This window comes from Synechococcus sp. MU1625, assembly GCF_020514205.1.
Classification (GTDB): domain Bacteria; phylum Cyanobacteriota; class Cyanobacteriia; order PCC-6307; family Cyanobiaceae; genus Parasynechococcus.
This window is the reverse complement of sequence record NZ_VTLA01000001.1, coordinates 875984-889838: the sequence shown is the minus strand read 5'-3', so window position 1 is coordinate 889838 and position 13855 is coordinate 875984. Positions and strand designations below refer to the sequence as shown.

18 protein-coding genes are annotated in these 13855 nt (G+C 57.4%); 9 read left to right on the top strand and 9 right to left on the bottom strand.

Annotation, left to right across the window (positions count from 1 at the left end):
- Position 1 precedes the first annotated feature (1 nt).
- The gene (locus tag FZX13_RS05235) at positions 2 to 1081 is read left to right on the top strand and encodes a Gfo/Idh/MocA family protein (protein ID WP_226407928.1); all 1080 of its coding nucleotides are present in this window, start codon (positions 2 to 4) and stop codon (positions 1079 to 1081) included.
- Positions 1082 to 1224: 143 nt separating this feature from the next.
- On the opposite strand, the gene FZX13_RS05230 is transcribed toward FZX13_RS05235, so the two are convergent.
- Positions 1225 to 1524, bottom strand: coding sequence for a hypothetical protein (locus FZX13_RS05230; RefSeq protein ID WP_226408346.1), 300 nt, complete (start codon positions 1522 to 1524; stop codon positions 1225 to 1227).
- On the opposite strand from FZX13_RS05230, the gene FZX13_RS05225 reads away from it, so the two are divergent.
- The 3 genes from FZX13_RS05225 (at position 1442) to fba (ending at position 4756) form a co-directional block, all read left to right on the top strand.
- Positions 1442 to 2191, top strand: coding sequence for a histidine phosphatase family protein (locus FZX13_RS05225; protein ID WP_226407917.1), 750 nt, complete (start codon positions 1442 to 1444; stop codon positions 2189 to 2191). The genes FZX13_RS05230 and FZX13_RS05225 overlap by 83 nt on opposite strands.
- Before the next feature lie 297 nt (positions 2192 to 2488).
- Complete coding sequence (locus tag FZX13_RS05220) at positions 2489 to 3556, top strand: class I fructose-bisphosphate aldolase (protein WP_115025232.1); 1068 nt, start codon at positions 2489 to 2491, stop codon at positions 3554 to 3556.
- Positions 3557 to 3682: 126 nt separating this feature from the next.
- A complete protein-coding gene (gene fba, locus FZX13_RS05215; RefSeq protein WP_115025231.1) occupies positions 3683 to 4756 on the top strand; it encodes a class II fructose-bisphosphate aldolase in 1074 nt (357 codons plus the stop codon).
- 67 nt (positions 4757 to 4823) lie between these two features.
- On the opposite strand, the gene FZX13_RS05210 is transcribed toward fba, so the two are convergent.
- The 4 genes from FZX13_RS05210 to purS are packed head-to-tail and all read right to left on the bottom strand — an operon-like array spanning position 4824 to position 7888.
- A complete protein-coding gene (locus FZX13_RS05210; RefSeq protein ID WP_226407915.1) occupies positions 4824 to 6011 on the bottom strand; it encodes a CARDB domain-containing protein in 1188 nt (395 codons plus the stop codon).
- Positions 6012 to 6015: 4 nt separating this feature from the next.
- On the bottom strand, positions 6016 to 6981 hold the full coding sequence (locus FZX13_RS05205; protein ID WP_226407913.1) for an LD-carboxypeptidase: 966 nt from the start codon (positions 6979 to 6981) through the stop codon (positions 6016 to 6018).
- Positions 6981 to 7637 carry a phosphoribosylformylglycinamidine synthase subunit PurQ gene (gene purQ, locus FZX13_RS05200; RefSeq protein WP_226407911.1) on the bottom strand — a complete coding sequence of 219 codons (657 nt, stop codon included), beginning with the start codon at positions 7635 to 7637 and terminating at the stop codon, positions 6981 to 6983. Before purQ ends, FZX13_RS05205 begins: the two co-directional genes overlap by 1 nt.
- Positions 7634 to 7888, bottom strand: a complete 255-nt coding sequence (purS, locus tag FZX13_RS05195; protein ID WP_115095360.1) for a phosphoribosylformylglycinamidine synthase subunit PurS — start codon at positions 7886 to 7888, stop codon at positions 7634 to 7636. The genes purQ and purS overlap by 4 nt, the downstream gene beginning before the upstream one ends.
- 55 nt (positions 7889 to 7943) lie before the next feature.
- On the opposite strand from purS, the gene FZX13_RS05190 reads away from it, so the two are divergent.
- Positions 7944 to 8348, top strand: a complete 405-nt coding sequence (locus FZX13_RS05190) for a hypothetical protein (protein WP_226407909.1) — start codon at positions 7944 to 7946, stop codon at positions 8346 to 8348.
- A gap of 160 nt (positions 8349 to 8508) precedes the next feature.
- On the opposite strand, the gene FZX13_RS05185 is transcribed toward FZX13_RS05190, so the two are convergent.
- Genes FZX13_RS05185 through FZX13_RS05170 form a run of 4 tightly spaced genes read right to left on the bottom strand, consistent with a single transcriptional unit; the run spans position 8509 to position 10686 of the window.
- A complete protein-coding gene (locus tag FZX13_RS05185) occupies positions 8509 to 8661 on the bottom strand; it encodes a hypothetical protein (protein ID WP_226407907.1) in 153 nt (50 codons plus the stop codon).
- Positions 8661 to 9755: a mechanosensitive ion channel family protein gene (locus FZX13_RS05180; protein WP_370630778.1), complete on the bottom strand. Its 1095-nt coding sequence runs from the start codon at positions 9753 to 9755 to the stop codon at positions 8661 to 8663. Before FZX13_RS05180 ends, FZX13_RS05185 begins: the two co-directional genes overlap by 1 nt.
- Positions 9752 to 10369: a DUF938 domain-containing protein gene (locus tag FZX13_RS05175; RefSeq protein WP_226407905.1), complete on the bottom strand. Its 618-nt coding sequence runs from the start codon at positions 10367 to 10369 to the stop codon at positions 9752 to 9754. Before FZX13_RS05175 ends, FZX13_RS05180 begins: the two co-directional genes overlap by 4 nt.
- Positions 10370 to 10371: 2 nt before the next feature.
- Positions 10372 to 10686, bottom strand: coding sequence for a helix-turn-helix transcriptional regulator (locus FZX13_RS05170; protein WP_226408280.1), 315 nt, complete (start codon positions 10684 to 10686; stop codon positions 10372 to 10374).
- 63 nt (positions 10687 to 10749) lie between these two features.
- Between FZX13_RS05170 and FZX13_RS05165 the strand changes: the two genes are divergently transcribed.
- From FZX13_RS05165 to FZX13_RS05150, 4 genes are all read left to right on the top strand, one after another.
- Positions 10750 to 11772, top strand: coding sequence for an ArsJ-associated glyceraldehyde-3-phosphate dehydrogenase (locus tag FZX13_RS05165; protein WP_226407903.1), 1023 nt, complete (start codon positions 10750 to 10752; stop codon positions 11770 to 11772).
- Positions 11769 to 13022, top strand: a complete 1254-nt coding sequence (gene arsJ, locus FZX13_RS05160; RefSeq protein WP_115025224.1) for an organoarsenical effux MFS transporter ArsJ — start codon at positions 11769 to 11771, stop codon at positions 13020 to 13022. The genes FZX13_RS05165 and arsJ overlap by 4 nt, the downstream gene beginning before the upstream one ends.
- Positions 13019 to 13516: a thermonuclease family protein gene (locus FZX13_RS05155; RefSeq protein ID WP_226407901.1), complete on the top strand. Its 498-nt coding sequence runs from the start codon at positions 13019 to 13021 to the stop codon at positions 13514 to 13516. Before arsJ ends, FZX13_RS05155 begins: the two co-directional genes overlap by 4 nt.
- An 89-nt stretch (positions 13517 to 13605) precedes the next feature.
- The gene (locus tag FZX13_RS05150) at positions 13606 to 13827 is read left to right on the top strand and encodes a hypothetical protein (RefSeq protein ID WP_226408278.1); all 222 of its coding nucleotides are present in this window, start codon (positions 13606 to 13608) and stop codon (positions 13825 to 13827) included.
- Positions 13828 to 13855 lie beyond the last annotated feature (28 nt).

Below are 13855 nucleotides of genomic sequence, written 5' to 3'. Positions count from 1 at the left end.
GATGCCTCCACAACCCATTGGTGTTGCTATTGCCGGTCTCGGCTTTGGTGAGAAGGTGCACCTACCGGCGCTTGCCGCAGCTCCCGATCTGAAGGCGGTCGCCCTCTGGCACCCACGTCAGGAGCGGCTGGATGCCGCCACGGCCGTGCATGGGCTGAAGGGATACAGCGACTGGGACGCTCTGCTTGCCGATCCTGCAGTCGAAGGCGTTGTGATTGCCACACCGCCTGCACCGCGCTTCGAGTTGGCTCGTCGAGCCCTTGAGGCCGGTAAGCATCTTCTGTTGGAGAAGCCCATCGCCTTGCATGCCGATCAAGCCCGGGAGCTTCAGCGGCTCGCGATGGCAGGGGCTCTATCGGTTGGTGTTGATTACGAATATCGAGCCGTCCCCTTGTTCATGCAGGCGGAGCGTCTGCTTCGGGCCGGTGCTGTTGGTACTCCCTGGCTGGTGAAACTCGACTGGTTGATGGGCAGCCGTTCCGATCCCCGGCGCAGCTGGAATTGGTATTCCCAGGCCGATCAAGGCGGTGGTGTGATTGGCGCTTTGGGAACCCATGCCTTCGACATGCTCGCCTGGTTGGTTGGTCCCCTGGGGGCTGTTCAAGCCTTGAACAGCGTTTCGATTGCGCAGAGACCTCATCCCAATGGGGGCTTGGCCTCTGTTGATGCACCGGATGTGTCATTGATTCAGGCCAATCTGCAATGGCAAGGCCGACCGGACGTGCCGGTGCCAGCCCAGGTCAGCTTGAGTTCGGTGTCCCGCTGCGGACGTGGGTACTGCCTCGACATCACTGGATCAGACGGGTCCCTGGTGCTCAGCAGCAGCAATCAGAAAGACTATGTGCACGGATTCGAACTTCAGCACGCACCGTTGGGTGAGGGCCTAAGAGAGGTTCCTCTAGATGCGGACCTCGCGTTTAAACAAACCTGGAGTGATGGTCGGATTGCGCCCGTTGCCAGAGTGTTGGGTTGGTGGGCTGACAGCATTCGCAGCGGCAATCCGATGATTCCTGGCTTGGCTGAAGGAGTGGTGAGCCGCGATGTATGCGATCAGGTTGAAGCATCGCTTTCTCACACTTGATCGCTTCAAATGATGCAATCTCTTGGCCTAATTTATAGACCTGCACTTAACTCACGTGTGTTTGTTCATCAGTTCAGATTGAAAAACTGATGTTGCTTGAACCGACTCGACGGTTCTAGTGGATTACACCTTGGAACTGATGGCTACAGCGCCAGTCCTTGCCGCTGCTGGGAAGGAGATCTTGGCTGTTGATGAATCCAAGCGAGACGCTTGATAAGCGTCTCGCTCCCATCGGGGAGGGCTTGGACAGCCAGCAACCCGCTTGATTTCAATCCTGTATCAACGGAGACGCCTTGGCGTGTCTTTGAAAATGTCTCGCATTTTTTTAATCGCTTTAATAAATACATAGCTCTTTGATCAATGCTTAAAAAAGTAACTTGCATTGCTGCTCTTCTCCTGATGGCGGCATGCTCCTCTGGATCGGTCGTCGAGGATTCATCCAAGGAACAACCTGATGTGAAAACCAGTGAGGTTGAAGCCTATGAGCAAAATGACACCACCCTCTCTGGAGAACAGAACAACAATGATTTCGTCAACAAAGTTGAGGGCAAAGATCTCGCCAGTGCTCTCAGGGGTGGCGGTTATGTCATCTACATCCGTCATGCCAAAACCACGAAGGACTGGGGCGATCAGGTCAGTCCTGAGCTGAATCTTTTGGATTGCACCACTCAGAGACGCTTGAGTGATGAAGGCAAGGCTGATGCTAAAAGAATTGGTGAAGGCATCAAGGCTGCAGGTATTCCTGTAGGAGATGTCATCTCAAGTAATTACTGCCGTGCGTACAACACAGCTGAGTTGGCTTTCGGCACCTACACCAAGAACTCAAATCTGAATTTCTTGCCTTGTGTTGAGTGCACTCCTGAGGATTACAAAGAGTATGCGAAGCGCGTTGCTCCCTTGATGTCCGCGACGCCTGAAGCCGGGGAAAATACATTCCTCGTTGGACATGATGACCCTTTCCAAGGTGTGACGATGCCGATCGTTCCAACCAATGGAATTTATCCCGCACCCATGGGCGTCGCATACGTTGCAAAGCCTCTCGGTGATGGCAGCTTCGAATTAGTTGCCAAAATTCTGCCCAATCAGTGGCAAGCCCTCTCTCAGCTGTGAATCGGTCTGCTCAAGATTGAGGCTTGGTTCAAAAAAAAGCTGGCTCTTTTCAGAGTCAGCCTTTTTTGTTGAAGAGGAGCATTGAACGAGGATCGATCCAAAAGGGTGAGGCGTCCAGCAATACTGCGCATCTGAAGCCAGAAATCGCACAACCCATGCGCACAACTGATCCAATCTCGCACGCCCTCAAAAACCAAAAAATACAAATAGCTCGTAGCAAATATTACTCAAATGCGTAATCAGAGAGGCCAGGTTGTCCTTTGAGGCCCCGAGACTCCCTCAATTCCGATAAGTCAAATGGCACTTTCTGATTATTCCTCCGAACTGATTGCAACCGCACAATCCCTCGCCTCACCTGGCAAAGGAATTCTTGCTGTTGATGAGTCCACCAAGACCATCGGCAAACGTCTTGGCTCCATCGGAGTGGAGAACACCGAAGCCAATCGACAGGCCTATCGGGGGATGCTTTTCACCACAGCGGGGCTCGGAGATTTCATCAGCGGAGCCATTCTTTACGAAGAGACCCTCTTCCAAAACCATGCTGACGGTGAGTCCATGGTGAACAAGCTGGGCAAGCTCGGAATTATTCCCGGCATCAAAGTCGATATGGGCCTGAGGCCTCTGGGCGGTGCCAACGCCGTCGAGACGCTCTGCACTGGTCTTGATGGGTTGGTCGAGCGTGCTGCTGACTATTACGCCCAGGGCGCTCGCTTCGCCAAGTGGCGTGCTGTGCTGCAAATCACGGCAGATGGCTGCCCTTCAGCCCTCTCTGTTCGCGAAAATGCTTGGGGTTTGGCCCGCTATGCCCGCTCGGTTCAGGAATCCGGCCTTGTTCCCATCGTGGAGCCCGAAATCCTGATGGATGGCAACCACAGCATCGAAACCACCGCTCGAATTCAGGAACACGTCATTCAGGAGGTGTATCACGCTTGCTACGCCAACGGTGTCTTGCTTGAAGGAACCCTGCTGAAGCCCTCGATGACGGTTCAGGGCGCGGACTGCCCAGACAAGGCAGACCCTGCAAAAGTCGCGGCCATGACGGTGCGAACCCTCGAGCGCAGTGTCCCTGCCAGTGTTCCCGGCATTGTGTTCCTGTCCGGAGGCTTGAGTGAGGAAGCTGCTTCGGTGTACTTGAACCACATGAACAGCATTGAGCGCAAGGCCAAGTGGAACCTCGGCTTCTCCTATGGCCGTGCTCTGCAGCACTCTTGCCTCAAAGGTTGGGCTGGTACTAACACCGAAGCTGGCCAGAAAGCACTGTCTGCAAGGGCCCAAGCCAACTCTGAGGCCTCACTCGGCAAATACGTGGCTGGCTCTCAGCCTTCGTCGGATGAACAGTTGTTTGTCGCCGGTTACACCTACTGATACTGAATCGAATTTCACCAAGCCCTGTCGTTTGTTTGGATGGGCTTGGTGACAATTTGAACACAAATAGGTAAAGTCGTCGCCCGGCGGAGTCTTTCCGTCAAGGTTCCGTATCAGATTTTTCCTATGGCGCTCGTTCCGCTTCGGCTTTTGCTCGACCATGCCGCCGAAAACGGCTATGGCATCCCTGCGTTCAACGTGAACAATCTCGAGCAGGTCCAGGCCATCATGGAAGCGGCTGACGAGACCGACAGCCCCGTGATCCTCCAGGCGTCCCGCGGTGCCCGCAGCTACGCCGGCGAAATTTTCCTTCGTCACCTGATCCTGGCCGCGACCGAGACCTATCCCCACATCCCTGTGGTGATGCACCAGGACCACGGCAACGCTCCTGACACCTGCTATTCCGCTGCCATCAACGGTTTCACCTCCGTGATGATGGACGGATCCCTTGAAGCCGACGCCAAGACTCCCGCCAGCTACGACTACAACGTCAACGTCACCAAGCAGGTGGTTGACTTCGCCCACTCCGTCGGTGTGAGCGTTGAGGGTGAGCTGGGTTGTCTGGGCTCCCTGGAAACAGGTAAGGGTGAAGCCGAAGACGGCCACGGTTTCGAGGGAGAGCTGTCCAAAGACATGCTGCTCACCGATCCTGCTGAGGCAGCTGACTTCGTCGCTAAGACCAAGTGTGATGCTCTGGCTATCGCTATCGGTACCAGCCACGGCGCTTACAAGTTCACCCGCAAGCCCACGGGTGAAGTGCTGGCCATCAGCCGCATCGCTGAGATCCACAAAGCCATCCCCAACACCCACCTGGTGATGCATGGCTCCTCCTCCGTTCCCCAGGAATGGCTGGAGATGATCAACAAGCACGGTGGTTCCATCCCCGAGACCTACGGCGTTCCCGTCGAAGAGATCCAGGAGGGCATCCGCAATGGTGTGCGCAAGGTGAACATCGACACCGACAACCGTCTGGCCTTCACCGCCGCTGTGCGTGAGGCAGCTATGGCTGACCCTGCCAACTTCGATCCCCGCCACTTCAACAAGCCGGCGCGGAAGTACATGAAGCAGGTCTGCCTCGACCGCTACCAGCAGTTCTGGGCTGCCGGCAATGCCAGCAAGATCCAGCAGCAGAGCATCACCCACTTCGCCGGCCTGTACGCCAAGGGTGCTCTCGATCCCAAGGCTGCTGTCGCCGCCTGATTCAGAGATCAATCTCCCGCAGGGGCCCTTCGGGGCCCCTTTTTTTGTGGATGATTGATGCCAGAGCTCATGGAATCTGGACTTCCAAGTCCAATCGATTGTTGTTCCTATGGTTCTCCGCTTCGATCACAATCTCCTCAGGATCTGCGATCACTGTGATCAGCTGCTTGCCGCTTGGGAGGGATAACGACAAGGTGAATTCCTCATCGTCACCTGCACTTAACCAGGGGATCCTGATGTAACGACGACTGCTGTAGCGGTCATTAATCACAACGGCCACGCCAACGTCGCTCACGTCCATTTCCCCTGCATTCACAACACGAAAACGAATCATTCCGTTGTCGAAGCTCAAGTCTTCAACGGCCATATCGCTTCCAAGGGCACTGAAGCTCTGGAGTGGATACAGCCAAAGGCGTTCCAATTGTTTGAGTCTGGTTGAAGCATGTTCATGATGAAGATGTCCTCCATAGGCCAGATCAGTGCTGCATCCATGGAGATGCAAGTGGGCGCCTGGCTGAGGAACGGTGACGCGCCCCAGCTCCGGTTCGGTGTCAAAAAAACCACAGCAATCCCACTGCATCGCGCGTCCCAGATAGCGGATTGGATCGTTGGTTTTCTCCGTAGGTTGCGGCGCCAGTCGGTAGTGCTGAAGCATGTCGTAGATGCTTTGACCTGCGGTTGATGATCCCGCTTCACTTGCGGCGACTTTTATGTTGCGCCGCTGCTGACCCATGCAGAGCTTGGAGGCCACGGTGATCACGAGTTCATGCCAGTGGGTCAACATCCGCACTCCGTAGATGGGAGCCGACTCAAGGGTTCCGGAGCGTTGTCCCTGGGCGACTGCTTCTGCTACCAGTCTTTGCAGAGGCGCTTCCTCCGTGGGTCCGAGCGATTCAATCGCCACAGGGCGACGCAGGGTGGATGCATCCCTTGTGAAGCACACATATGGGAAGTGACCACTCCCATCGCCAGGAGAGAGTTTGATGATGCTGCCGTCATGGGCAACGCAACGCCAGATGGCTGATGTCGATGCGCTGTCCTGCAGAAAGGTCAGCTCTCCGTTGTCAATGCTGGTCGTGGTCCCAAGCCCAAGCACGTCGCCCTGCAGGGGAATCCGCTCCAGCGGCAAATGTTCGCGGACATCACCCAGGATCAGATCGGACACCGTGTTCGCGATGGTGAGGTCGGCCACGAGGGTCAGCTGCTTTGGTCCATCGCTAGCGGCAAAGCCACCGAAGGACCAGCGTTTTGCCAACAGATCAGGGAATCAGGCTGAGAAGGCCCCGCTGGCCATCCAGTTGTGCTTGTGATCCCAGAGGTAAAGCCTCGTTGGGGCGACCATGGCCCACCGGCAAATTGAGCACTAGGGGAATGCCAAGATCGCCCAGGCGTTCCTCAAGGATCTCCTCCATGGTGAAATCACCGGGGAGGATGTCCTCTTTTGCCCAGCTGAAGCGACCGCAGGCCACCCCCGCCAAGTGCTGCAAAAGGCCAGCGCTGCGCCATTGGGTCAGCATGCGGTCCACCCGGTAGGGCGCTTCTCCAACGTCTTCCAGCACCAAAATGGCCCCCTTCAGGGAGGGAAGCCAGCGCGTTCCGATCAGATGGGTCGCCACGGTCAGATTGGTGACAACCAAGGGGCCGCGAGCTATCCCCCGCCGTCTTGGCTCTCCCTGCAGAGGTTCCACCGGACGTCCACGGAGCAGATCCACCGTCCGTTGCCACTGCGCATCTGTGCCGCCGCTGGATCCATGGATGCCCCCAGGCAGGCCGGCGGCCCATTGGGCCAGCAGCAGGGAGCTGGTGTCAGAAAACCCAAGGCTCCATTTTGGATGTCTTGGAAAGCGGAATCCGGCTTCGAGCACGCGGGCGGCCCCCCAGCCACCTCCAACGGTCAGCACAGCATCAACTGTTGGATCATTCCAGGCAGCCGTCAGATCGCTGCTCCGCTCCCGGTCGGTTCCGGAGAAATAGCGCCATTGACGGGTGACTGCTGCTGGGATCTCCAGATGCCAGTGCTGTTCATCACAGCGCTCGAGCAAGAGTTTCAGATCGGTGTCTGGATCCATCCATGTGCCGGGGTTCACGGCGCGGATGCGTGCTCCAGGTTTCAGCGGTGCCAACCTCCGCTGGCCGCTCATGGCCCGGGGGGAGAGCAGGGCCGTGACGACAGTGGATGCAATGGTGGATGCCCCTGAGATCAACAGCGTCCGGCGGCTCTGCATCAGCCCAGCAGGGCTTCCAGCATGCGTCTGCCGTCGGTGCCTCCAGTCGCAGGATCACAGGCCCGTTCCGGGTGGGGCATCAAGCCCAAAACGTTGCCGCTGGTGTTGGTGATGCCGGCGATGTCTGCGACTGATCCATTGGGATTGTTGTCGTAGCTGAGGGCAATGGCGTCTTCGTCCTGAAGCTGTTTCAACGTGTCATCACTGCACTGATAACGGCCTTCCCCGTGGGCGATCGGCAAGGTCAGCGTTCCGCCCCCGTCGCTGTACCCCTGCATCCAGGCCGAGCGCTGACTCACAACCTTGAGGGGCGCGTTCTCACAGATGAAGTGCAGATCCCGGTTTCTGGTCAGTGCTCCGGGCAGCAGCCCAAGTTCCGTCAGTACCTGGAATCCGTTGCAGATCCCGAGCACGCGACCGCCTCGGGCTGCAAAGTCAATCAGCGATTGCAGGGCTGGTGCGAAGCGTGCAATGGCACCGCAACGCAGATAGTCGCCGTAACTAAACCCTCCAGGCAGAACGATGGCGTCAAAGCTGCTCAGGTCGGTCTCTTCATGCCAGACCCGGCGTGTGCTCAGGCCCAGGCATCCCTCCGTTGCCCATTGCACATCCCGATCACAGTTTGAGCCGGGAAAAACGATGACCCCGATGCTCATGAGTGGTTCAACTCCAGAGTCCAGTCCTCGATCACGGGGTTGGCCAGCAGTCGATCACTGAGCAATTCCAACTTGCGGCGGGCCTCCGCTTCATCGGGGGCCTCTATCTCCATTTCCACGGCTTTTCCGATCCGCAATTTGCTGAGGCCTTCCACCCCAAGACGTTCAGCGGCACCACGCGCGGCTTCTCCGGCTGGATCGAGCACAGAGGGGCGCAGACGCACAAGGACGCGGGCTTGAAAACGCGGCACGATCAGCAACTGGTCTGATCGAATCCTGACAGACACCAAACCCTGAAGAGATCTGGTGCCCCCCACGGGCGTGACTGTCGCCCGTTCGCATGGTGAGGAGGAGTCCTGTCGCCAGCGTGCTGCCCAGCGAGTGTCTCTGTTTCACATCAAGCTCTGGACAGGTGCTCTACTGATGATCGGTAGTTCAGTCGGCGGCACGTCCGTTGCAGCGGCATCGATGCGCTGCCGGATCGGACAGCAGGCCTGGAGTCCATGCCGCATGGTCGCCGCAACTCCTGGACAGCGCTGGGTGTTGACCTGGGATCAGCAGCGCGTCGAATTCGTCCATGACGGAACTGGTCAGATGATGATGCGGGTCGGTCAGAACCAGGCGTGGCTGCAGGTGCAACCCTCCTGGACGGCGGATCGCAGTCTCTGTTGGGGCGCTGTCTGCGCCCATGGGGCCATCCCTCTGGAATGAATCGTGGTGATAGACCTGTGGAGAGGGCAGATTCCCGATGGCTGTTTTTTCTCTCCCCTGTTCCAGCTGCGGAACACCTGTTGAGATTCCAGGCCGTTATGGCTTCAAGTTGAAAAATGCAGGGATTTCGAACACGGTTTGCACCAGCTGTCGTCAGGAATCATTTCTGGCGTCGCGGCGCGACAACATCTCCCACCAGATCACTCTCGGAACCAGTGCGGATCAGCGTCGCTTGATTCCTTTCACGGCTGCTGTGGCTGCGTTGGCCTTGTTGATTGGGGGTGTTGTCTGGCGTTCGGCAGCCCCGACCCATCAAGACGCTTTGCCAGTGAGTGAATCTCCCTCTAAGTAGAGCGTTTGGCTTGGGAAGGCAAATTCAATGCCTGCTCGGGCAAAAGCATCCATGATTGCGAGGTTGATCGCTTGCTGATCATTTAATGCAACGGAGAAATCTCGGGTGTCGATGTAATAAACAAGCTCAAAATTCAGACTTGAATCAGCAAATTCGGTGAAGTGACAGCGATTGAATGTGCTGTGCTCCTGAGAATCGATGATGGTTTGAATCATGGTTGGGATGGCCTTCATCTGATCGACAGTTGTGTCGTAGGTGACGCCAATCGAATAGATCATGCGGCGTTGCGCCATTTCGGCGAAATTAAGGATGGTTGAGCCTGTGAGGGTTGAGTTGCTCATCACCACTTGTTCGCCACGCAGGCTTCTCAGATGGGTGGAGCGAACACCGATTCTTTCCACTGTTGCTGACGTTGAGCCCACCGAGATGAATTGACCAACGGTGAATGGCTTATCCAGAAGAATCATCATGTAGGCAAACAATTCTTGGGCCGGTTCTTTCAAGGCCAAGCCAATGCCGATACCGCCGGCGCTTAATAAGCCCCAGATCACGGTCATCTTGACACCGAGGCTCTGCAGCAGCACCAGGGTGCCGATGCCCCAGATCACTGCTCTTAGTAATGGGAGAAGACTTTGAAGTAAATGCTCAAGATCTTCTGCACCTGAACGTCGGGCGACCCCCGTCAGAAAGCGAGCGCCGACACGGTTGACAAACCTGATCAGAACGATTGTTCCAACAAGTCTTAGTGCTGTGTCGTAGGCACGCTCAACGTTGATGGGCAGGCCAAGTCCTTTTTGCGTGAGGATCAGGACGACGACAATTCCAAACGGAATGATTGAATCCGCAAGGGCATTGAGGACAAAGTCGTCGAAGTTGGTTTTGCTTCTCTTGGTGAAGCGAGGAAAGATTTTCCTGCACAGAAAGGACAGGACCAGGGTGGCAGCGATGCCGATCAGGATTTTTACCAAGAGCTCACCAAGACCCATGCCTTCCGCCGTTGTTAAGGCTGAATTGTGGTGTGCCTGGTGGGAGCTGGCAAGAACCTCTTCACTCAACGGCGGCGAAGCACCAGAGTCAGGTTGTTGGCGGGCATGGGCACCACGTCGTCGATTTTGAAACCAGCGTTTGCGGCAAGAGACGTGACCAAGCTCACCTCTCGCAACCCCCACTGGTTGTTCCGCTCCCTTAGCGATCTGTCGAAGGCGGCATTGCTCGCGCTCGTGTGGGCGCCATTGCGCATGAAGGGGCCGTAGATGATCAGTGGGGCCCCGCTGGGCAGCAGCACGGCAGATTCTTCGAGCACCGCATTGGTGCAGTTGGCTGGACTGATGTGCAGCAGGTTGATGCAAACCACAGCGCTCAGTGACGCTCCAATGGTTTGGGGGAGGGGCCAGGGTCGTTCCTCAACATCAAGATTGAGGGCTGCTGGCATGACATTGCTCAGGCCTTGGTGGCGGATCCAGGCGTCGATGCTGGCGCGATGGTCTGGATCAGGATCGCTGGCCTGCCAGAGCAGATTCGTGAACCGCTGCTGAAAGCAGACGGCATGTTCTCCACTCCCACTGGCCAGCTCCAGCACAGCTCCTGCAGCGGGCAGCAGCTGGCTCAGCAGATCCCCGATGGGCCTGCGATTGCGTTCCGTTGCCGGAAAAAAAAGCCGTTGGTCCATCGTTATTCCTGACAGGGGACAGCGTCTTGGCTGCAGTGGAGGCGCAGATCGGCTAGCCAGGCCTCCAGCGCTGCGAGGGCATTCGGTTGCAGCCGGTAGTAAATCCAGCGACCGCTTTGCCGATCGCTCAGTAGCCCTGCTTCGCGAAGCACCCTGAGGTGAAAGGAGAGTTTGGACTGGGGGAGATTGAGATCCCCCGTTAAATCACAGACGCATCGTTCCCCCAGTGCCAGTGCATGAATCACCTTGAGGCGGATGGGGTCGGCCAGTGCCTTGAGCATCTGCCTCGACTGCTCGACATTGAGGGTGTTCTGCATCACAGGAGCAGCATCCACCGATCTGTTTGGATCAACATAATTTGATTGATCAGTGGGGTTGCTATGCGCATCGGTATCAACGGGTTTGGACGGATTGGTCGTCTGGTGTTTCGGGCTCTCTGGGGTCGGCCTGGTATTGAACTGGTGCATGTCAATGATCCCGCTGGTGACGCTGCAACGGCGGCTCACCTGCTGGAGTTCGATTCCGTCCATGGTCGTTGGGATCGGGGGATCGCCAGCAGTGCCGATGGTTTCACTGTGGAGGGATCCGAGCTCACCTGGTCCAGCGAAAGCGATCCCACGGCTGTGCCCTGGATCGATCGGGGTGTGGAGATGGTGCTGGAGGCCAGTGGCAAGATCAAGACGCCGGAGACCCTCAACCCCTACTTCGAGCAGGTGGGCCTGAAGCGTGTGGTGGTGGCCTGTCCGGTGAAGGGTGTTGTTGCCGGTGAGGAGGCGCTCAACATTGTTTATGGCATTAATCATCAGCTGTATGAGCCGGCGCGGCACAAATTGGTGACGGCCGCCTCCTGCACCACCAACTGCCTGGCGCCGGTGGTGAAGGTGGTGCACGAAAACTTTGGGATCGAGCACGGACTGATCACCACCATTCATGACATCACCAACACCCAGGTGCCGATCGACTCCTTCAAAAGTGATCTGCGCCGGGCACGTTCCGGACTGACCTCACTGATCCCCACCACCACCGGGTCGGCCAAGGCGATCGCCATGATCTTCCCCGAGCTCATGGGCAAGCTCAATGGCCATGCCGTGCGCGTTCCCCTGCTGAATGGTTCCCTCACCGACGCGGTGTTCGAGCTCAAGCAGAACGTCACGGTGGAGCAGGTGAACGCTGCCTTCAAGGCTGCGGCGGATGGTCCGCTGCAGGGAATCCTCGGCTACGAGGAACGCCCGTTGGTGTCTTGCGACTACACCAACGACGCCCGCAGTTCGATTGTCGATGCCTTGTCGACGATGGTGGTGGATGACAACCAGCTGAAAGTGTTCGCCTGGTACGACAACGAATGGGGCTACAGCTGCCGCATGGCCGACCTCACCTGTCATCTGGTGGAACACGAGGCATGAAGCTCTCCCCCCTGCAGCAATACGGCATCGTCACCGCCAACTATTGGGCCTTCACGCTCACCGATGGTGCCCTGCGGATGTTGGTGGTGTTCCATTTCCACCAGCTCGGCTACACCACCCTCGAGATTGCCGCACTGTTCCTCTTTTATGAGTTCTTCGGGGTGGTCACCAACCTGTACGGCGGTTGGATTGGTGCCCGCTATGGGCTTCGGCTCACCCTCTGGATGGGCACCCTGCTCCAGATCCTTGCACTGCTGATGCTGATCCCCGTCACAGCTGGGTGGCCGAAGCTGTTGAGCGTGGTTTACGTGATGGTGGCTCAGGCGATCAGTGGCATCGCCAAAGATCTCAACAAGATGAGCGCCAAAAGTGCCATCAAGACTGTGGTGCCCGAAACCCCAGAGGATGAACAGCAGGGGCAACAAAAGCTGTTCAAATGGGTGGCGATCCTGACGGGATCGAAGAATGCTCTCAAGGGTGTGGGCTTTTTTCTGGGTGGGGTGTTGCTCACCGCTTTTGGCTTCAACGCCGCCGTGGGCTGGATGGCCGCGGGCCTTGCCCTCGCCTTCCTGCTGACCCTGGTGCTGCCTGGGGAGATCGGAAAGATGAAGTCAAAACCGGCGTTTGCCGCCCTGTTCTCCAAATCCCAGGGCATCAATGTGCTGTCTCTGGCGCGCTTCTTTCTGTTCGGTGCCCGCGATGTCTGGTTCGTGGTGGCCTTACCGGTGTTTCTGGAGGCTTCCTTGGGGTGGAGCTTCTGGGAGATCGGTGGCTTTCTTGGCCTTTGGGTGATCGGTTACGGCATCGTCCAGGGAACAGCTCCTGGTCTACGAAAACTCTGGGGTCAGACCGCTCCGCCTGGCGTGTCCGCCGTGCAGTTCTGGAGTGCGCTTTTGACGGCGATCCCGGCTCTGATTGCTGTTGCGCTTTGGCGAGAGGTTGATGTGGCGGTTGCTATCACCGCCGGCCTTGCCGCCTTCGGGGTGGTGTTCGCCATGAATTCGTCCATCCACTCCTACATGGTGCTGGCCTACACCGATGCGGAGAGTGTCAGCCTCAACGTGGGCTTTTATTACATGGCCAATGCAGCCGGGCGCCTGGTGGGAACCATGCTCTCTGGAGCGGTGTTCATGCTCGGGAAGACGGAGGCCGCTGGCATGCAGGCCTGCCTCTGGGCATCGTCACTGCTGGTGTTGTTGTCATGGGTCAGCAGCCTCAGACTGCCGGCTGTGCGAAATGCCCCAGGATGAAGAGGATTGCTGCAGCACTGTTGATGGCTTTGGCTCTGCCGCTTTCGAGTCGCGCAGAGTTGCAGCCGGTTCGGGTGTTGAGCATCAGCAACGCGCAGCAGCTGCTGGTTGAGTTGGATGGTCAGGGGAGAGCGGTTCGGCTGGCTTGTCTCCAGGCTCCGCGACGGAGTCAGACGCCATGGGCAACGCGTGCATCGGTGGCCATCAGTGCCTTGGTGAAGGTCGGAGACCAAGCTTTGTTTGAGCTCCGCTCACGCGATGTGTACGGACGCCTGGTGGGACGCCTCCTGATCGATGGGGAAGATCTCGGTGCTGCCTTGATTCGTCAAGGTGCGGTTGTTGCCTGGGATGGCTTGGTGGGACGTTGTGATGATCTCGATTATTCCGTTCTTGAAACGGAGGCGGCCTCTGCAGAGCTTGGGGTCTGGTCAGCGCAACCTCCGCTCGAGCGCCCTTGGGATGTGATGGAACGGGAAGGTGGTGGTGAACCCTGAATTTCTGCTGAATATCGCTGCATTGGTAGGGATTCAGACACCCGAATGCCAGGATTTTCTGCTGAATGGAATCATTCGCTTCCGATCTGATGCGCGATGAGCCTGGCAGCCCTGATTGTCGTTTGGTGATCGACGCCAAGCGATCCCTGGAAGATGTGCTGCGTTTGATCTCTGATCTGCCCCACACCGATCACATGCGGCGGCAGCTGCTGTCGGTGTACAACCAGTTGGAGGGCATGCACGACTTAAAACGGAGTGGTGGTGCCACTGTGTCGTTTCGCTCTGCCGATTGGAGCTCTTCTGCGAAGTGATGCTGTTTCGGCCGCTGCTGATCAGACT